Raw genomic sequence first — 19609 nt, 5'->3', positions numbered from 1 at the left:
TTATTACCGCCATTATTCGCTTGGCGGGCTAGCGCGTACGTGCACCGAACCCGCCCTGGAGGCGGGTTTTTTCTTTCCGGCTCCTGGGTACTTGAAACCATCAGGAGTCATCGATGACCAGCCTTAGCGTCAGCCTTCGTAGCACCTCGCCCCAGCAACTGCTGTCGGAGCAGGTTCGCCGCATTCTCAGTGCCCCTGTGTACGACCTGGCCATCGAGACGCCCCTGCAACCGGCCCCGGCGCTGTCGGCCGTCCTTGGCAACCAGGTGCTGCTCAAGCGCGAGGACTTGCAGCCGACCTTCTCGTTCAAGATCCGGGGTGCCTACACTCGCCTGTCGCGGCTGACCCCGGCGCAACGGGAACGGGGGGTGATCACCGCATCGGCGGGCAATCATGCCCAAGGCGTAGCGATGGCGGCATCGCACCTGGGAATACGCGCGACCATCGTCATGCCCACCACCACGCCGGAGCTCAAGGTCCAGGGCGTGCGCTCGCGCGGTGGCCATGTGGTGCTGCATGGCGAGAGCTTTCCCCATGCCCTGGCCCATGCCTTGCAACTGGCGGACAGCCAGAGCGCGACCTTCGTGCCGCCGTTCGACGACCCGGACGTGATCGCCGGCCAGGGCACGGTGGCCATGGAGATCCTGCGCCAGCACCCGGGCGCATTGGATGCGATCTTCGTCCCGGTCGGTGGCGGCGGGCTGGTCGCCGGCATCGCCGCCTACGTCAAGTACCTGCGCCCGGAGGTGAAGGTGATCGGGGTCGAGCCGGAGGACTCCAACTGCCTGCAAGCGGCCCTGGCTGCCGGCGAACGGGTGATCCTGCCGCAAGTGGGGTCGTTCGCCGATGGCGTCGCGGTGGCGCAGGTCGGTGCCCATTGCTTCGAGCTGTGCCGCCATTTCGTCGACGAAGTGGTGACGGTCAGCAGCGACGAACTGTGCGCCGCGATCAAGGACATCTACGACGACACCCGCTCGATCACCGAGCCGTCCGGCGCCCTGGCGGTGGCCGGGATCAAGAAGTACGTGGCCCGCGAAGGGGTTGGCGGACAGACGCTGGTGGCGATCGATTCCGGTGCCAACGTCAACTTCGACCGCCTGCGCCATGTGGCCGAGCGTGCCGAGCTGGGCGAGCAGCGCGAGGCGATCATCGCCGTGACCATTCCGGAGCGCCCGGGCAGCTTCCGGGCCTTCTGCCAGGCCCTGGGCAAGCGCCAGATCACCGAGTTCAACTATCGCTATTACCCCGGCAAGGAGGCGCGGCTGTTCGTCGGTGTGCAGACCCACCCACAACACGACCCGCGCCAGGCGTTGCTGGCCAGCCTGCGCGAGCAGGGCTACAACGTGCTCGACCTGACCGACAACGAGCTGGCCAAGCTGCATGTACGCCATACGGTAGGCGGGCATGCCGCGCCGGGGGCGCAGGAGCGGGTGCTGCGCTTCGAGTTCCCCGAACGGCCGGGAGCGTTGCTGGGCTTTCTCGAGCGGCTGGGCAAACGGTGGAACATCAGTTTGTTCCATTACCGCAACCATGGTGCGGCCGAGGCGCGGGTATTCGCGGCCCTGGAGGTGCCTGGCGAGGAGCTCGCCGGGTTGCCCCAGGCCCTGGACGAGATGGGCTATCGCTATTGGGACGAGACCGAGAACCCGGCTTACCGGTTGTTCCTGGGCTGAGTGTCGGGCAGGCTCGGCCCCATAGCAGGGCAAGCCCGTTCCCACAGGTTCGGTGGTGTTCGCTGACTGTGCGTTGCGCTGGGTCAATACTGTCCCGCGCCAGCAGGCGGATCCTCAAGGGTAGACAGACCTTCCAAGAGGATCCGGCCATGAGCAGCACCTTCTTCATCCCCGCCGTGAATATCATGGGCATCGACTGCCTTGACGAGGCGATGGCGGCCATCGCCGGCTACGGCCTGCGCAAGGCCCTGATCGTCACGGACCAGGGCCTGGCGAAAGCCGGCGTGGCCGAGCGTATTGCCGGCTTGCTGGCCGGGCGCGACATTGATTCGGTGATATTCGACGGCGCCAAGCCGAACCCGAGCATCGCCAACGTCGAGGCCGGGCTGGCCTTGTTGCAGCGTGAGCGTTGCGATTGCGTGGTGTCCCTTGGCGGCGGCTCGCCCCACGACTGCGCCAAGGGGATCGCCCTGTGCGCGACCAACGGTGGGCGGATCAGCGACTACGAAGGCGTCGACCGCTCCAGCAAACCGCAACTGCCGCTGATCGCCATCAATACCACCGCCGGCACCGCCAGCGAGATGACCCGCTTCTGCATCATCACCGACGAGGCGCGCCACGTGAAGATGGCCATCGTCGACCGCAATGTCACGCCGATCCTCTCGGTCAATGACCCGGCGCTGATGGTCGGCATGCCCAAGGGGCTGACCGCCGCCACCGGCATGGATGCCCTGACCCACGCCATCGAAGCCTACGTATCGACTGCCGCCACGCCGATCACCGACGCCTGCGCGCTCAAGGCCGTGTCCCTGATCAGCGCCAACCTGCGCCAGGCCGTGGTCGATGGCAACGACCTGCAGGCACGGGAGAACATGGCCTATGCCCAGTTCCTCGCCGGCATGGCGTTCAACAACGCATCCCTGGGCTACGTACATGCCATGGCGCACCAGCTGGGGGGCTTCTACGACCTGCCGCACGGGGTGTGCAACGCCATCCTGCTGCCCCATGTGCAACGTTTCAACGCCAAGGTCAGTGCCGCGCGCCTGCGCGATGTGGCCAAGGCCATGGGTGTGAAGGTGTGTGGGTTGGACGCAGAGCAGGGCGCAGGTACAGCGATTTCAGCCATCGAGCACCTGGCGGCGGCGATTGGCATTCCGGCCGGCCTGGCGGAGCTCGGGGTCAAGGTGGAGGACGTACCGGTGCTGGCGGCCAATGCTCTGAAGGATGCCTGTGGCTTGACCAACCCGCGGCCGGCGAACCAGGCAGAGATCGAGGCGATCTTCAAGGCGGCGTTCTAGCCAGGGCAGATGGTGTTCGGGCCAGGATGGGGTGGGCGGAAATCGCGTGCCGTGCGGGCGGCGCGCGATTTACCAATCCCGGGCCTCTCACGTCGAGCATAACGGCGGTCACCGCTCACGCATAAAGAACCCTGCCACATACTTGCGGAACGTCTCCAGGCTCTTGAAGTCGGCATAACGCTTGAAATTCTCTGCATCCGGTTCAGGGCCGATGGGTTGCGCCAGCAGGGACACCGACAGCACCCGGTCCTGGTCCGACGTGAGCACCAGTTCATCCATCACCTGGCCACCGATGACCGGCCGGCGCATCAGCACCTTGACGCCTTTGCCCGCCATCCAGTCGATCAGCGACACCAATGCCTTGAGCGGCTCGCGCTCTTCGTCGCGGTACACCGGGAACAGATGCCCGCGCGACAGCACCGGTACGCTGGCGACGTGGATCAGCTCATAGAAATGGCTGCCGGCGGTGGTTGGCGAATAGAGCGCCAGGGCCAGCAACGGCCCGCTGGTGCGGCCACCGTCCCAGAACAGATGGTGGCCCTGGAAGTCGAAGCCGTCCTCGGTGCGGGCGTTGAACAGCTTGCGCCCCTTGACCTGGTCGATGCAGTCGAGCAGCAGGCCATGACGGCGGTGGTTGCCGAAGGCCGTGGCGTCACGCAGGCGGGACTTGAGCATCATCATGTGCTTCATGTCCAGGCGGGTTTCCAGGTAGTTGCTCGCCGGTACCCGCTCCACCAGCGGGTAGCGACCGGCCACGCCGCGCAGGTCGGCGAACTGGGCCGTGAGGTCCTTCTTCAGGTGGGTGGCGTAGACGTTCAAGCCACTGGCTTCGATCCAGGTCAGCAGCAACGACAGCAAGCGTTGCTGTTCACGGCGCTCCGTCGTGGCGCCGGGGCCGCCGACACCCGCCCGATTGAAATCACCCAGCAGGCGCAGCGGGGTATCCGGCGGCAGCCAGGCGGCAGGCACGGCGGTTTGCTCGCTACGTTCGCCGGTTTCGCGCTCGACCTTGGTGAACGGGCAGCCGGGGGTATGCTCAGGGGTGTCCGGGTTGTTGCGCAGGAACAGGGTGCCGGTATTGCCGTTGAGGCTGACGTTGAGCACTGGCATGGCATCCCGGCGGCAGTCGCAGGCCAGCCACTGGTTGGCGCTGCGTACCTTCATCAGCCACTGGTTGGCCTGCAACAGGCGCGGGCCGGCGAGGGTACCGGAGGCAAAACCGACCAGCAGTTCCTCCTCGGCCGGGGTGAGGCTGCGCACCTGCGCAGCGTTCTTTTCGATGATTCGCATTCAGCAGCTCCAAGCTACGAGCCTCAAGCTTCCGGCAAAGTCAGGGCGCTTTCAACCCGAACGCCTGAAGCTCGCAGCTTGTGGTTCACTGGCCGCCGAACAGCTTGGCGGCGCGGGCGCGGATTTCCTCTGGGCTGAGGTCTTCCTTATGGGTGGAGACGAACCACAGGTTGCCGAACGGGTCCTTCAGCGTGCCGCTGCGGTCGCCGTAGAACTGGTCCTGCACCGGGCGCAGGGCCAGGGCGCCGGCGGCGACGGCCTGGTCGTAGATTTTGTCGCAGTTCTCGACATACAGGTGCAGGCCGACGGCAGTACCGCCCAGCGACTGGCTGGCGGTGAGCCCGCCTTCCATGTCACAGGGGTCCGCGAGCATCAGCGAGGAATCGCCGATCTTGAGCTCCGCATGGCCGATGCGGCCGTCGGGGCCTTCGAGACGGAACATCTCCACCGCACCAAAGGCCTGCTTGTAGAACTCGATGGCCTTTGCTGCGTCCTTGATGCCCAGGTAGGGCGTGATGCTGTGTTGTCCTTCGGGAACAGGTTTGACCGCCATTGCAAGGTTCCTCCTTCAGGTAAGGTCAGTACCGACCCGCCGCAGATATATCCGCGACAGGCTTCACGCATTTACCGAGGCTGTATGTTTGTACAGTTTCGGCAAATGCGCAAATGCCTTTTCCCTATTAGAGGCTGCTCGGCTAGAAGATGTAGTCGGTGGTCAGGAAACTCGACTGGCGGTTGCGGATGATCTCGCTGATCAGCGCCTTGTTGGCTTCCTGGAATTTGGTGGCCACCAGGGTGCGGATAGAGAACACACGCAGGGCGTCGTGTACCGACAAGGTGCCTTCGGCGCTGTTCTTGCGGCCGTTGAACGGGTAGGTGTCCGGGCCACGCTGGCACTGGGCGTTGATATTGATGCGGCCCACCTGGTTGGCGAAGGTATCGACCAGCATGCCGATGGTCTGCGGGTCGTTGCCGAACAGGCTCAACTGCTGGCCATAGTCGGAATCGAGCACATAGTCGATCACCGTCTGCAGGTCGCGGTAGGGCACCACCGGCACCAGCGGGCCGAACTGCTCCTCGTGGTAGACGCGCATGCTGGGCGCCACCGGGCAGAGCAGGGCCGGGTAGAAGAACGAGCCGCGGCTGGTGCCGCCTCCCTCGTTGAGCACGCGGGCACCCTTGGCCGTGGCGTCGGCCACCAGGCCGTCGAGGTAGTCGACCTTGCCGGGCTCGGGCAACGGGGTCAGGGCCACGCCCGGCTCCCAGGGCATGCCGGGCTTGAGCGCGGCGAGCTTGCGCTGGAACTTCTCGAGGAACGGCTCGACCACATCTTCGTGCACGAACAGGATCTTCAGCGCGGTGCAGCGTTGGCCGTTGAACGACAGGGCGCCGGTGACTGCTTCTTCGACGGCATTGTCCAGGTCCACCTGGGGCAGGACGATACCGGGGTTCTTGGCATCCAGGCCCAAGGCCGCACGCAGACGGTGCGGGCGTGGGTGCAGTTTCTTCAGGTCGCTGGCGGCCTTGTGGGTGCCGATGAAGGCGAATACGTCGATCTTGCCGCTGGCCATCAGGGCGCTGACCGTCTCGCGGCCACGGCCATAGATGACATTGATCACCCCTGGCGGGAAGCTGTCGCGGAAGGCTTCGAGCAACGGGTGGATCAGCAGCACGCCGAACTTGGCCGGTTTGAACACCACGGTGTTGCCCATGATCAGCGCCGGGATCAGGGTGGTGAAGGTCTCGTTGAGCGGGTAGTTGTACGGGCCCATGCACAGCGCGACGCCCAGCGGTGCGCGGCGGATCTGGCCGAGCGTGCCTTGCTCGAGTTCGAAGCGGCTCGACCGTCGGTCGAGGTCCTTGAGGGCATTGATGGTGTCGACGATATAGTCGCAGGTGCGGTCGAACTCTTTTTCCGAGTCCTTGAGGTTCTTGCCGATCTCCCACATCAGCAGCTTGACCACCGCCGTGCGCTGTTCGCGCATGCGCCCCAGGAAGGCTTCGACGTGCTGGATACGCTCGGCCACGCGCATCGTCGGCCAGGCGCCACGGCCCTTGTCGTAGGCCTGTACGGCGGCATCCAGGGCGGTGAGGGCAGTATCGGCGTCGAGCAGCGGGGCACTGCCGAGGATCACTTGCTGTTCGCTGTCGCCGTGCTTGAGCCAGACCGGGCTGCGTACCGTGGCCAACGGGCCGTCCCAACGCCTGAGCTGGCCACCGACCAGGTAGTCGCGTTGCTCCAGGGGTTCGCCCAGGCGCCAAGCCTCGGGGATAGCGTCGGGGGCGGGAAACAGCGAATCGAGCAGACGGTCCATGGGTACTGCACCTCGTTTGTTCTTGGGTAGGTGAATCGCTTCAGCTGCGAGCATGCACCCACTGGAAGAAAAACACCAGTCTGGCTCAAATTTGCCTTTGCCGGGCCGATACACAATTAATCGCCGCCGATTTCCGCCCAATGAAAACTCTCCACGTATCCCCTGACCAGCCGCCGTCCTGCAAAGGCAGGCTGCGGCGCACTGTGCACCGCTTGCTGCCGGTCGGCTTCGCCCTGGTGGGCATCGGCTTGTCCGTCGCGCTCGGGCACCTGGACATGCGCCGCGAGCAAAGCGAGCAGCTGGCCAACATTGCCGCACGCCTTTCCGGAGTGCGCAGCGCCCTGGAGGCGCAGCTGCGGGCGGCATTCGCCGAGGCCGAAGGCATCGCCCAGCTGATCTCCACCGATGGGCGAATCAGCCCTGGGCATTTCCACGGGATGGCTCAGGACGCGCTCGAGTCGGTGCCCTACATGCACCACATCGCCCTGGCACCGGACGATGTGATCAGCGCGGTCTATCCCGAGCAAGGCAACCAGTCGATCCTAGGCCTGGACTATCGTCGGCTGCCTGACCAGTTCCCCATGTTGCAGTCGGCCCGTGAGCACCGCGAGGCCGTGCTGGCCGGCCCGGTCGGCCTGTACCAGGGTGGGCGGGCATTGATCTATCGGCGGCCGGTGTTCGTCTCCGGCAAGCGAGGGGTGAAGCTCTATTGGGGCAATGTGTCGATCGTCGCCGATATCGACAGCCTGCTATGGGCCGCAGGCCTGCGCCCGGACATGGATATTCAGGTGGCGCTGCGCGGGGCGGACGGCAAGGGCACGGATGGTGCGCTGATCTGGGGCGATCCGCAGCTGTTCGACGACCCGCTGCTCAGCCAGCTGGTGACGGTGCCAGGAGGGCACTGGCAGATGGCCGCCGCGCCTCGCGATGGCTGGCCGGTGCTGGGCCTGTTCGCCTCGCCGCTGTTTCTTTTCGCCCTGACCTGCACGGGGCTGTTCAGCCTGTTCGTTGCCCAGCTCAACGGCAACCAGCGCCTGTTGCAGCAGCGCAACCGCGAGCTCCGCCAGTCCCAGGCGCAGCTCGAACGCCTGGCCCACTACGACACCATCACCGGCCTGCCCAATCGCGTGCTGTTCCAGAAACAGCTGGCAGAGGCCATTGCCAGGGACCATGGGCTGGCCGTGCTGATCCTCGATATCGACGGGTTCAAACAGGTCAACGATAGCCTGGGCCATCCGATGGGCGACCTGCTGCTGCAGCAGGCCACGGCGCGCTTCCTGCAGGAGCTGGACAGCGCCGACCGGCTCTGCCGCCTGGGCGGCGACGAGTTCGTGTTCATGCTTCAGGGCAGCCAGGGCCAGGTCAGCCACCAGGTATGCGCCTTGCTGCGCTGCCTGCAGCGGCCATTCGACCTCAACGGCAATGCCGCGCTGGTCACCGGCAGCATCGGCCTTGCCCGCTGCCCGCAGCATGGCGAGACGGTGGACAGCCTGCTGCGCCATGCCGACACCGCCATGTATGCGGCCAAGGAGGGCGGTCGCAATGCCTGGCGGCCTTATCACCCGGACATGACCGAGCGCCTGCAGCAGCGCCTGGAGCTGGAGCGCAACCTGCGCCGGGCCTTGCAGCATGACGAGTTCGAGTTGTGGTACCAGCCCAAGCTCGACCTGTTCAGTGGTCGCGTGGAAGGGGTGGAGGCATTGCTGCGCTGGCGTGACCCGGAACGCGGGCTGGTGTCGCCGGCCGAGTTCATCCCCCTGGCCGAACGCACCGGCCTGATCATTCCGTTGGGTGAGCGCGTGCTGGAGCTGGCCTGCGCCCAGTTGGCCGCCTGGCGCGCCGCCGACTGCCTGCCCGGGTCGATGGCGATCAACGTGGCGGCGTTGCAGATCGAGCGCAGCGACTATGTCACCAGCCTGGCCACGACCCTGGCCCGCTACGACCTGCCGGCGAGCCTGCTGGAAGTGGAGATCACCGAAAGCCTGCTGATGGAAAGCCAGCAGCAGGCCTGCGCAGTGCTCGCACAATTGCGGGCCATGGGTGTGGCCACGGCAGTGGATGACTTCGGTACCGGCTATTCGTCGCTGGCCTATCTGCGTGCCCTGCCCATCGATCACCTGAAGATCGACCGGGCGTTCATCAAGGACCTGCCAGGCGACGATGATGCCCAGGCGGTCGCCTGCGCGATCATCGACCTGGGCCACGCCCTGGGTTTTCGGATCACCGCCGAAGGTATCGAGACCCAGGCGCAATATGACTTCCTGCGCAACGCTGGGTGCGACCAGGGGCAGGGCTACCTGTTGGGGCGGCCGATGCCGGTGGAGGCGTTCTCGCGATGGCTGGCCGAACGTGGCGACAATCAGCGGCAAGGCCACCTGCACTGAATCTCAGGTAGCCTTCATCTACGATGCCGCATCGGGTATCGCAGCAGGTTGCTTGCCTCGCTTGTTCGCACCTTTTGCACGACCGTTACGCAGGTGCGGCTTCAGCCAATGCCAGCAACGCATGGCCAGGCCCAGGCAGATACCGTCGAGTCGCCAGCTGAAGCTGTTCAGGCGCCACTGTTCGACATGGTCGGTCATTCGCTCGTGCAATTGATGGCTGGAATTGTCCAGGCTCACCCTCGAAGCGTCCAGCCAGCGCCAGCCCTCGTCCAGGCCCCAGCGAAGCCACTCTTCGAGCAAGACCCGGCCGCTGCCCAGTTCATGGAATTCGGGCAGGAATGCCAGGTTGTAGTCGTAGAGCCGCCCATGTTCGAGCAGGCCCAGACGGTAACTGATGCATCGACCGTCCACTTCGTGCAGCACCACCCGTACCAGCCCATGCTCAGCCATGGCAGAAAGTCCCAGGTACATCCATTGTCGGCGTCGGTCTCCTGAAAAGATGCCGACGCCATCCTCGCCTTTCCAGCTGGCCTGCTCGACGCGGCTGAGGGCATCGAGTACTTCATTGATGGTCTCTACCGTCGGGGTGACCCGCCGTTCCCGTGCGCCACAGAGTGCAAGACGTTTGCGCGCACGGCGCAGCTTGTAACGTGGCGGGCCGCTTACTTCCTGACGATCGGATTCCTGGATACGGTGCGTCGGAACCTTGCAAGACAGCTGCCGTTCGAAGTGCGAGCTTGCCAAGGCCCACTGTCGCTGCCAGTCATCAAGCTCGCCTGCTAGCTCATTGAGCTGCAGCAGGGCATGGGGCAGCTTCTGGCGGATGGCCCGCAGGACGTGGTCGGCGAAGCTGGACGGAAGGTCGATAAGTAATGCGATGCGGTCGCTCAAGGGATAGCCAAGATGCCGGACCACAGGGACGCGCAGCAGGCCGAAACGCACCTGCTGTCGAACCAGCGGCAGGCACAGGCAGAGCCGGCCATCGCGATAGCCGAGCAAGATTTGCAATTGTTGGCCTGCGTCCAGGCTGGCCTCGGCGGCTTGCTGCCAGCCCAGGTGGTTGAACGGCGTGCTGCGGACTACCCGCAGCCGCAGGGCTTCATATTCGGCCGCCGGAAAATGCCCATCCAGCAGCGAGTCGCACCACCTCAGTTGCAAACCCACGGTCAGGACACCGTGAACGCAGCCGAAGGGGTTGCCGGTTTGCGCAACGGTTCGAGCCGTGATCCGGTGTAACGGGTTTCACGGAAGAACTTCCAGCGACCGAACAGACAGTGGACATGGGTAATACGGCCTTGCTCGTGGTAGTCCATGCGGATGTGCAGCTTCAGGGCGGGAATATTGCCTTCTTCGCAGACATCGACCACCTTGGTGCAGCCTTGGGCCGCCATGGCTTTCCACAAGGCCAGTTGCATGTCCACGGAAAGCTCGGTACCCCAGTACCTGCGGGTCAGCTCGCCGCCAAACTCGAAGAACTCGCCGGGCTGCACCGGGAACCAGCAGCCATAGTAATGCCTGTCGTGGTAATGGCGAGTGCTGCCCCAGATGAACCCTACGGTGTCGCCTTTCTCGTCCACGCACATCAGCCCCGTGTAGGCCTCGGCAATCAGCTCGCGCATGGCTTCGATGTAGTGGCCGAAGTAGCGTGTGAACGCTTGGACGTTGTGTACGGTGATGGGCAGGACTTGCACGGGTGGGTAGGGCTTGAGGTTGTGGGGCGGTACCGGGCTGACCAGGTCCCGCTCCATCCAGAGCAGTTCGCGGTGTTGGTAGATGTAGCGCTGGTATGCACTGGCGAGGCTGTTGCGCAGCCCCTTGCGCTTGATGCTGTTACGGATCTTGGTCAGCGTAGCCATGGTGTCCTCCCGACGTTGAGCGTGGTGCGTCTCATGACGCGGTCCAGGTAAGTGCGAAGAGTGTCTGACCGGGAAGCTGGAAACGGAGCTGGCCGTTTTCGCAGCTGAACGGTGCGTTGTCTTGTCGATCATGGGGGCCGAGCAACTCAAGGCGAGTCCGGGCGCAAGTTCCCAATGCAACCTCGACCTGCTGCAGCCGCTCAACCTTGTTCACCCCCAACAGGCTGCGCTGCCTGTCGTCGGCCATGGCCAGCGCATCGACCTCGAAGGCGTCGTTTTCCAGGCTCAGCACGGATGCCAGCCAATGACGCTGGATGAACTGCTGGGCCAGGCCTACCGGCTTGAGTACGAATCGGTCGTTGGCTTCCATGCGCACCATGCCCTTGGGCCATTCGGTTTCGTCGGCGACGTGGAACCAGTTGAGCAGGGTCAGCAGGCCATCGGCCGACGCATTGAAGACCACGGAACTCCACCAGACAGCGGCATAGTGGGTGTCCTGCTCATAGGGGCTCAGGCTTGATCCGCTGGACAGGTTGGTCTGGTCCAGCAGCAGCGCCTTGGTTGGACGACCTCTGCTGTCCAAACCGACCAGGGCCGCGGCCTGCCGCACGCTGTCGCGATAGGTGCGGGTGGCCAGGAGGTCGCGGACCATCCATTCGTGCCAGGCGAGTGCGTCGATCGTGCTGCCTTGCTCGCGGAGCAACCGGCGCGCCCAGTCAATGCCACGCCGCGACTTGCTGTCGTGAGTGAACGGGCCACCGAGCAGTCGCGAAGACGCTGGCATGGCAATTCTCACCCCGGCCTCACGTGCGCCGGGGAACGCCCGTACCTGTTCGGCCAGGCCCCGGAACAGGTTGCGATACGTGGTGTAGTCGGGGTAGTTCAGGTTGGGCTCGTCGGCGAAGCTCAAGTAATGCAGGCCTTTGCCGCCCAGCCTGGTCGTCGCGGCCAGCCAGGCATCCAGGCCCTTTTGCGTGGTCTGGTCGACGGCCAGGTCGGCGCGTCGCCCCGTAGCCGCGAGCAAAGTGATGTCCAGATTGATGGAGAAGCGCTGCTGGTAGAGCTGGCGCCAGGCATCCTCATGGGTGGGCCGCTCGGCCATGACATCGGTCATGCTGTAGAAACCGGCTGCCTGAGGGTGCAGGGCTGCCAGCACCTGATAGCTGGAGGGCGGTGGCATGGCATAGGGGAGTGCAACGCCCAGTGCGGGCGAGGGACCGAGCTTTCGCTCGTGCACCTGTAACTTCACATGACCTTCGGCTTGCACCAGGTCGACGAGATCCTGGCTGCGTTGGGCGAACAAGTTGGCCGTGCCGTCAAGCCAGAACGCCGCCTTGCCTCGACCCAGCAGGCGCAGCCGCCAGGTTTCGTCGCGATCGCTGGCCGGAAGCGGCTGGCGGTCGAACTGCCAATAGGCCGGGTGACGCTTCAGTTCGACCACCACCTTGCGCCCGTCACTGACGCGTTGGGCCTGGAGGCGGCGTATACCTGCATGGTACTTGCCTGCCAGCACGGCCTGCTCGCCGGCCTTGACTCGGAAATACAGTTCTACACCCGGCCCGACCTCGGCGCAGAAGTGTACCTTGGCCGGCGCGAACAGAGCTCGGGTAGTTCCTTGGTGCTTGATCTGGTAGCTGCGAAAACTGTACCCGGGGATCTCGAGCCGGTAGGGGCCGTCGTCCGGTCGCAGTTGCCAGGATTGGTCGCCACGCACCTGTTCGGCCGGAATCGGGCGGTCCCCCCGCAGCTGTCCTCGACCGTCGATCAGGTAGATACGTTCATTGTTGGCATCTGCTTGCCAGGCGGGTGACCAGCTCAGGCGCAGTTGGTCCTCCTGGCCGGGGATCAGGTACAGGCTGCCATCGCGGACGCCGTCCCATTTCAAATCGGCGGCCTGGGCCCATTGGCAAACCAGGAGGCAGAACATCAGCAGACACCTCATGCCGGCCTCCGTTGCAACATCTGCAGCAGCGGGGCGATGTCGCTGGGCAGGACCACCAAGGTATGGCGCAACAAGGTGCCGCTCAGTCGGCAGTACAGCACCAGCATCGCCAGGGCCACCGCGAGGTAGGCGCAGGACGAGGCGACCGCCGCACCGACGATGCCCCAGACCGGTATCAGAAGGACGTTGAGCGACAGGCTCAGCGCCGCGCCGGCGCCCATCATCAGTGACACCGTACCGGGGCGGTTCCGGCCCAACAGGTCCAGGCGCAGGATGCTCGCCTGGCATAGGCCCAGCAAACCCGGTAACAGGGCCAGCAGTGCAGGGTAGGCCGGTAGGTAGTCATCGCCGAACAACAGGCTGATCAACCAATGCCCGCACAAGGCCATTGCCAGGCAGGCACACAGCATCACGGTTGCGGTCAGGCGTAGAGCGAGCGGTGTCAGGCGCTGCATGTCGCTGTCCTGGCGCAGCAGACGCTTCATCAACGGCGTAGTGACCGCCTCGGGAATGACCAGCAACAATTCCGCCGCTGCACTGGCCATGGCGTAGTGGCCCAGAGCGGTGCTGCCAAGGAAGGCGCCGATGAGCAGGTAGTCGGCGCGCAGGATCAGTTGCTGGAACAGCACGTCGGGGTGACTCCTGCCGCCATAGGCCAGCAGTGCCCGCTGTCCGCTCCACTCCCAGCGCAGACGCAGGCGTTGTTCGCGAGCGAGCCAGTACAGGCCCAGCAGGACGACCAGGCCAAGACCTGCCAGCCAGCTGATCAAGGCGGCTTCGAGGGCTCGGTCGTGCCACATCCAGAACAGCCCGATGAACAGCAGTAACGGAAGCAGCGATTCGGCAAGGCGCAAGGCGTTGAAGGCATCGACGCCGCCGCTGGCATTGTGCAAAGTGAGCAAGCCGCTCTTGAGCACGGTGACAGGCACTGCCAACAGCAACAGCCAGATCAGCAGGCCGAGCTGGAGCGTCACGTCCAGTTGCGCGCCGAACGTCCGTACCAGGAAGATGCAGGCAAGGGTCAGCAGCCCGGCGAACAGACACCCGTAGAGCAGCACCTGGGTAAGCAGCAGGCCCATGTCGCCGCGCTTGGCGGCCCGGTAGCCGACGGCGCTGTTGAGCCCGCCGCAGGTGGCGGCTCCGATCAGCTCGGGGAGGGCGCTGAGCAAGGCGAACAGCCCGCGCTCGCTGGGGCCCAGAATCCTGGCGAGCAGCACGTTGCGCAACAGGCGCAGCACGATCATCGCCAACTTGGTGGCCACGCTCAGCAACATCTGGCGCAGATACGGGCTTCGGGTCATGGCCTGGCTCCGCGGCTCAGTCGCCAGGCCAGCAGGGAGGGGCTGCTGGCTGTGTGATGGCTGACGCCGATGCGCGGCAGCGCAAGCGGGTCATCGTGCCTGCTGCAGATGCCGGTACGCGTACTCAACGCGAACGGATAACCCTGTGCCGCGACACGGGCACGTACCCGTTGGTCATGGTCACCGTTGGGGTAGCAATACACCGGTAACGGCTCTCGGCAGCCATGAGCCAGCGCCGCGTGACTGCGCTTGAGTTCCTCCTCCAGGCGCTGGTCGTCGAGCCCAGGCAACAGTGCATGGCTTGCACCATGGGGGCCGAAGCGTACCAGGCCCGAGTCTTCCAGTTCGCGGACCTGTGGCCAGTCCATTGCCTGGGGCACGGACTCCGGCGGGCATGCATCGGTGAGGTGCTGCAGGGCAGCGTGGCTAAGGTATTTGAGGCTTTCGAGATAACCGGCCAGGACTTGGCTGCGCAGGTGCTGGTGGTTGGCCGCGAAATAGCCGGTGGGCAATGGATGGCCGAGCGCGTGCAATTGCCCGGCCAGGCGACGGCGGGCGGATTCGCCGTGGCTGCCCCACAAGGTTTCGCCGATGCTCTCCCACCAAAAGCGCTGGCTGCTGCCGATGTAGTCGGTGGAAAGAAAGATGCTCGCCGGTACGCCATGGCGGCGCAGCAGGGGGAACGCGTTGAGCGCATTGTCGCGCCAACCGTCATCGAAGGTCAGAGCCAGCTTGGGGCGAAGGCCCGTCTCGCCCTCGCGCCCGAGCAACGCCATCAGGCTCACACACTCGAAATGCCGTTTCAGCCAGCGCAGCAGCCTGTCCAGCGCCTGCATGCCGACGCACAATTCATTGCGATGCGGTAACGCTGCGCTGGCATCGTCGGGCAACACGCGATGGAGCATCAGGATCGTACCGCTCTCGCGCAACTGGGCGCGGTGGCTCGGTGATCTGAGGTACAGCCAACCACGGGCCTGCTTGAGAGGAGTCTTGATCGACATGGGCCTGGCTCATCGGTTCTGATCGGGATTCCATTGGGTGTAGCGTTGCCCGCGCAGGTATTGCCACAGCCCGACGGTCATGCCGGCCAAGGTGACCAGGGCGAACGCGGCCAGCCGGAATGGCCTGGGCAGGCGGCGGCGACGATCGAACAAGCCCACGACGGCAATGGCATAGCCACAGAGCTGGAGGGCGAGGGCGATTCGATAGGGCCCGGGTTCGATTGCCAGCCAGAGGTTGGCGAGCAGCAGGGGCAACAGCAAGACCGGCGCAAGCCGGCGGATCAGCTTGTGGCTGAGCAAGGCGATGGCATACAGCCCATGGCGCAACGGATTGAGCAGATCTCGCCGGGCCGCCAGGCTCAGCAGGCCGCCAACCGTTACCCGCTGGCGCCTGCGGAACTGTTTGTTGGCCTCGTCTACACCCTGGTCCAGCACCACGGCTTCCGGCACGTAGACGATTCGCTTGCCTGCCGCGGGTGCGCAGGTGCTGATGAAAAAGTCGTCGTTGACCTGGGCGGGAATCGCCTGATACAGCTCCCGTCGCAGGGCGAGCAAGGCGCCGTCAGCCGAAACCATGCACCCGGTCCGGTTTTCAAGGTTGCGCACCCAGGCCTCGTAATGGCGGTACAGGCTATCGCCCACGCTCAAGCCTTTGCCGGGGCGGGGAATGATCATATGGCCTGCCGTCGCACCGACGGTCGGATCGCTGAATGGGGCCAGAAGCAGGCCGAGTGTATCGTCCGCCCACTGGTTGTCTGCATCAGTGAATACCAGGATCTCGCCACGGCAGACACTTACGGCGTGGTTCAATGCCCCCTGCTTGCCCAGGCGAGGGAGGTCCAGTACACGCACGCAGGGGCCGGGTACGGCCCGGGCCAGCTCGACGGTGCGGTCCGTGGAGCCGTCGCTGGCGACCACTACCTGCAGTTCGGCTGCTGGATAGTGCTGGCGCAACACGCTGGCAAGCTTCTGCTGAATATGCCGTTGTTCGTTGTGCGCGGCGATCACCACGCTGACACGCAACGCAGGCAGAGGGGGATAGCGACGCTGTGGGAACAGCGGTGCAGCCAGGGCCAGCAGCAATGGGTAGCCAAGCCAGGCGTAGACCGGCAAGGCCAGGCAAGACCAGAAGATGACCTCAGCCACGGGCGGGCCTCCTTGTCTGAAGGTTGAACAGACTCAGGGCCAGGGCACCTCCCGCCAGGTGCAGGCGGATCCAGTGCAGGCCCCACAATTGCAGCAACAACAGCGAGTCTCCTTGCCTGAAGCCCTGGCGCAGGCTCAGGGCCAGGGCCGGCAGTGCGCCGAGCGCCAGCAATAGCAGGGCCTGGGAGGGGTGCCCCGCTCCGAGGGCCAGCAGGCTCGATCCATCCACCACCCACAAGGCCAGCGAAGACAGCGGAAAGCGCAGCAGACGCAGGTTTGGCCCATGCTGACGCAACAGTTGCAGATGGCTGCCTTGGCGCCACAATTCCTTGCGCAGCCACTCGCTCCAACTGTGTTCATAACCCCAATGCAGCACGCTCGGTTGCCTGGCCATCCGCAAGCGTGCACCTGCCTGTCGCAGGCGCAGCGTGAAGTCCCTGTCTTCGCCGGTTCGCAGCTGTTCGTCAAAACCGCCGACCCGTTCGTGCCAGCTTCGCAGCATCAGCAGGTTGGGCGCCGGCAGCCAGTTTCTGTCACGCAGGTGGTCATTGGCAGGCAGAGTGCGGCGTTGCCAGGCGCGGGCGTACCAGGGGGCCTTGCCTGGGGCGACGCAGCTCAGGGCCAGCACGTCGCCTTCCCCGTCGCGATACAACGCCATCAGTACCGTGAGCCAGTTTTGCGGCACTTCGATGTCGGCATCGAGAAATGCCAGCCAGTCCCCTTGGCTGGCCTCGGCCCCGCGGTTGCGCAAAGCACCGATGGTCACACCCGGAACGACCAGCACCTTGGCGCCCAGGCGTTGCGCGATAGCTGCACCACCGTCGCTGGAGCCGTTGTCCACGACAATCAACTCATGTGCCAGGCCACTGAATCGGGCTGCTCGCGCGACGGCCTGCAGGGTCCGTTCGATGTGCCGGGCTTCGTTGAACATCGGCACGATGATGCTGACCTTGGTCATCGTTCGGCCTCCACCCAGTCTCCCTGCTCGGCCTGGCGCACCAGCACGCTCGAGAGGCCCAGCATCATCCAAAGGAACTTGTGGCTCGGGGCACTGAGAAACATCAGGAACATCCCGATCGCCAGCATGCTCACGGTCAGGTGCGTCATCAGGTCGGCTCTGTCGAGGTTGCCCGAGCGGCGCCAGGCCGCGCGTGCCCTCCAGAGGTTGTGCAGGGCCAGCACGATCATGCCGATGAAGAGCAGAACGGCGGGTATGCCGACCTCCGTGACCAGTTCGAGATAGGTATTGTGGGCGCGCCGGTAGAGATCGGTGGTCTTGGCCTTGACGGGGGCGAAGGCCTTGGCGAAGCCCGTACTTGCATAATGCAGCGGGAAGGTGCCAGGCCCGGTACCGAGCAAGGGGTTCTGGCTGATCATCGTTTTGCCTACGACCAGGTAGGAGGCACGTCGCCCAAGCGATTCGTCCTGATGCGCATTGACGCCGGCCTTGAGCTGCGCCAGCGACTGGATGCGTTCGACATACCCCTTGGGCATGACCACTGCACCCAGGGGCAGAACAATGGCAAGGCCCAGCATGGCAAAGCCCAAGTGACGAGGCCGGATAGCCGACAGTCGTTCACGGTAGTTGTGCAGCAGGATGGCGAGGCTGATCAACAGGACGACCAGGCCGGAGCGAGACTCGGTCTTGGTCATACCGGCCAGCAGCAGCAGGCAGGCTGCGCCCCACAACAGTCTGGTCGGCCAGCGCCGCGCCTGGATCGCCAGCCACAAGGCCAGCGGGACTGCAATGCTGATCAACAGAGCGAAGGCGTTGGGGTCGAGCATGGCTGAGGCCCGTCCCTGCTCCTGGTACCGGGTGGAGAAGATCGCGAACAAACACGTGATGCAGACGCTGACCGTGATCAACCGGGCCCAGGTCGCCAGGTGAAGGTCGCGGCCCAACAGCAGCGTGATGACGAACACCACCAGCCCCACCAGCAGTTCGCGCAGGTAACCCAGCGATAGCGCCTGGTCCTCGCTGGTCCAGAGGCTGAGCAGGCACAGGGCGAGGAAGGGCAGCAGCAGGCGCCAGTGGCTACTGCCCAGGCGTTCCATCGGCATCCTGCGCACGGCCAGTTGCAGCCCAAGTACCAGCACCAGGCCGATACCGACCAGTTTGGCCAGCGAGACCTGGCCGTCTTTGAGCAGGCCTTCCAGAGGCACCAGCGCGGCAATGGCGAGCAGCCCCCAGGCTGGTTTGCGGTAGAGCAGCAGGGCCGCCGCCAGGCCAACCACGCCAGCGGGTGCGAGATAAGGATAGGGACTGGCCAGCAAGCCCAGGCACAGCAGGGCCGTGATGCCCACCAGCGACAAGGGGATGATCATAGGGCAACCTCCTTGACGGCACCTTGGTATACCCGGTGCCAGTGTTGTGCCAGGGTGGGCAGGTGAAAACGCTCGCGCTGGACCTGTCGGGCTCGTGCTGCCAGCTCCTGCGCCTGGCCGGCATCGAGCATCAAGGCTTCCAGGTGCCGGGCGATTTCACTGGCTGCCAGGGGGGCGGCCAGCAGCCCGCTGCGGCCATGTTCGATGACATCCGGAATCCCGCCCACGGCGAACGCGACCACGGGTACGCCGGCCTGCATCGCTTCGAGCAGGATCATGGGCGTGCCTTCGGTGCGGGAGCTGATTACCAGAGCGTCCAGGCGCGCCATCCAGTGGGCCATGTCGCGCTGGTAGCCGGGCAGCGTGATGCGCACACCAAGGCCGGCCGCATCGATGCGTGCCTGCAGTGCCGCGCGATCTGGCCCTTCGCCCAGCAACACGGCATCGACATGGCGGTGCTGCAGGCACAGGGGCACCAGTGCGTCGAGAAACAGGTCCGGGCCTTTTTCGCCCGAGAGGCGCCCCACATAACCGACCCGCCAGCGATCGGTGGCATGCCGCGCGGGCAGGGCGCGACACTCGGGCAGCCCATTGGGAATCACATCCAGCTTGGCGTCAGGGACACCCGCCTTGCGATGGATAGAGGCGATGCTTCGGGCCACGCACACCACTCGCCTGACCGTTGGGGTACGACACAGCTGAAGGCTCAACCAGGTATAGAGGCGTTGTTTGCGGCTGCGCGGCGTGAACCCGTGTTGGGTGCATACAAGTGGCAGGTCCCACAGCAAGGCGCCATACCAGCCATAGAGTTGGCCCTTGAAATTGTGGGTGTTGAGCAAGGGCCGCTCGCTGCGTTGCCTGCCCAGGTAGCGCAGCAGCGCGCCAAGCCCCCGGCACGCCACGCACTCGATATCGGCCGCCTGGAACCGTTCGATCAGCTCGGCCGGGCCATCGAGGAACAGCACTCGATGTCGGCCGGGGGTCGCCAGACAGTGGTCCAGAAGCATGCGCTCGGCGCCGTAGAACCCTCCACTGCTGAGCAAGTGGAGGATCACGGGCGCTTGTGTAGGCATGACGG

Annotated in this window: 15 protein-coding genes; 3 read left to right on the top strand and 12 right to left on the bottom strand. The window is 64.9% G+C overall.

The features are described 5' to 3' along the window. Positions 1 to 113: 113 nt before the first annotated feature. Both ilvA and yiaY read left to right on the top strand, forming a co-directional pair. Positions 114 to 1673, top strand: a complete 1560-nt coding sequence (ilvA, locus tag AC1MHZ_RS17450) for a threonine ammonia-lyase, biosynthetic (RefSeq protein ID WP_482966716.1) — start codon at positions 114 to 116, stop codon at positions 1671 to 1673. 149 nt (positions 1674 to 1822) lie between these two features. Beyond that, a complete protein-coding gene (gene yiaY, locus AC1MHZ_RS17445; RefSeq protein ID WP_084858950.1) occupies positions 1823 to 2971 on the top strand; it encodes an L-threonine dehydrogenase in 1149 nt (382 codons plus the stop codon). Between the two features lie 108 nt (positions 2972 to 3079). Here the strand turns inward: yiaY and AC1MHZ_RS17440 are convergent, their stop codons facing one another. The 3 genes from AC1MHZ_RS17440 to AC1MHZ_RS17430 all read right to left on the bottom strand — a co-directional run bounded on the left by AC1MHZ_RS17440 (position 3080) and on the right by AC1MHZ_RS17430 (position 6576). Further along, on the bottom strand, positions 3080 to 4261 hold the full coding sequence (locus AC1MHZ_RS17440) for a hypothetical protein (RefSeq protein WP_368828993.1): 1182 nt from the start codon (positions 4259 to 4261) through the stop codon (positions 3080 to 3082). 85 nt (positions 4262 to 4346) lie between these two features. Next, positions 4347 to 4814 carry a VOC family protein gene (locus tag AC1MHZ_RS17435; protein WP_084858948.1) on the bottom strand — a complete coding sequence of 156 codons (468 nt, stop codon included), beginning with the start codon at positions 4812 to 4814 and terminating at the stop codon, positions 4347 to 4349. Positions 4815 to 4956: 142 nt separating this feature from the next. Next, a complete protein-coding gene (locus AC1MHZ_RS17430; protein WP_482966715.1) occupies positions 4957 to 6576 on the bottom strand; it encodes an NADP-dependent glyceraldehyde-3-phosphate dehydrogenase in 1620 nt (539 codons plus the stop codon). 140 nt (positions 6577 to 6716) lie between these two features. On the opposite strand from AC1MHZ_RS17430, the gene AC1MHZ_RS17425 reads away from it, so the two are divergent. Continuing rightward, positions 6717 to 8960 (top strand): putative bifunctional diguanylate cyclase/phosphodiesterase, encoded by a 2244-nt coding sequence (locus tag AC1MHZ_RS17425; RefSeq protein WP_482966714.1) that lies wholly within the window; start codon positions 6717 to 6719, stop codon positions 8958 to 8960. An 18-nt stretch (positions 8961 to 8978) separates the two neighbouring features. Here the strand turns inward: AC1MHZ_RS17425 and AC1MHZ_RS17420 are convergent, their stop codons facing one another. Genes AC1MHZ_RS17420 through AC1MHZ_RS17380 form a run of 9 tightly spaced genes read right to left on the bottom strand, consistent with a single transcriptional unit; the run spans position 8979 to position 19604 of the window. Further along, positions 8979 to 10124, bottom strand: a complete 1146-nt coding sequence (locus AC1MHZ_RS17420) for a GNAT family N-acetyltransferase (protein ID WP_482966713.1) — start codon at positions 10122 to 10124, stop codon at positions 8979 to 8981. Between the two features lie 2 nt (positions 10125 to 10126). Beyond that, on the bottom strand, positions 10127 to 10816 hold the full coding sequence (locus AC1MHZ_RS17415) for a GNAT family N-acetyltransferase (protein ID WP_482966712.1): 690 nt from the start codon (positions 10814 to 10816) through the stop codon (positions 10127 to 10129). Positions 10817 to 10847: 31 nt separating this feature from the next. Beyond that, positions 10848 to 12743: a hypothetical protein gene (locus tag AC1MHZ_RS17410; RefSeq protein ID WP_482966711.1), complete on the bottom strand. Its 1896-nt coding sequence runs from the start codon at positions 12741 to 12743 to the stop codon at positions 10848 to 10850. A gap of 11 nt (positions 12744 to 12754) precedes the next feature. Next, the gene (locus tag AC1MHZ_RS17405) at positions 12755 to 14059 is read right to left on the bottom strand and encodes an oligosaccharide flippase family protein (RefSeq protein ID WP_482966710.1); all 1305 of its coding nucleotides are present in this window, start codon (positions 14057 to 14059) and stop codon (positions 12755 to 12757) included. After that, positions 14056 to 15060, bottom strand: coding sequence for a polysaccharide deacetylase family protein (locus AC1MHZ_RS17400; RefSeq protein ID WP_482966709.1), 1005 nt, complete (start codon positions 15058 to 15060; stop codon positions 14056 to 14058). Before AC1MHZ_RS17400 ends, AC1MHZ_RS17405 begins: the two co-directional genes overlap by 4 nt. Before the next feature lie 9 nt (positions 15061 to 15069). Continuing rightward, positions 15070 to 16206, bottom strand: coding sequence for a glycosyltransferase (locus AC1MHZ_RS17395; RefSeq protein ID WP_482966708.1), 1137 nt, complete (start codon positions 16204 to 16206; stop codon positions 15070 to 15072). Next, entirely contained in the window at positions 16199 to 17164 is a 966-nt protein-coding gene (locus AC1MHZ_RS17390; RefSeq protein ID WP_482966707.1) for a glycosyltransferase family 2 protein, read from the bottom strand. The genes AC1MHZ_RS17395 and AC1MHZ_RS17390 overlap by 8 nt, the downstream gene beginning before the upstream one ends. Further along, a complete protein-coding gene (locus AC1MHZ_RS17385) occupies positions 17161 to 18531 on the bottom strand; it encodes an O-antigen ligase family protein (protein WP_482966706.1) in 1371 nt (456 codons plus the stop codon). Before AC1MHZ_RS17385 ends, AC1MHZ_RS17390 begins: the two co-directional genes overlap by 4 nt. Continuing rightward, positions 18528 to 19604 carry a glycosyltransferase family 4 protein gene (locus AC1MHZ_RS17380; RefSeq protein WP_482966705.1) on the bottom strand — a complete coding sequence of 359 codons (1077 nt, stop codon included), beginning with the start codon at positions 19602 to 19604 and terminating at the stop codon, positions 18528 to 18530. Before AC1MHZ_RS17380 ends, AC1MHZ_RS17385 begins: the two co-directional genes overlap by 4 nt. Between the last annotated feature and the right edge of the window lie 5 nt (positions 19605 to 19609).

The sequence above is a fragment of the Pseudomonas sp. FA-1 genome (assembly GCF_056856075.1).
Note: the sequence above shows the minus strand (reverse complement) of the source record. Positions and strands in the feature narration are given on the sequence as shown.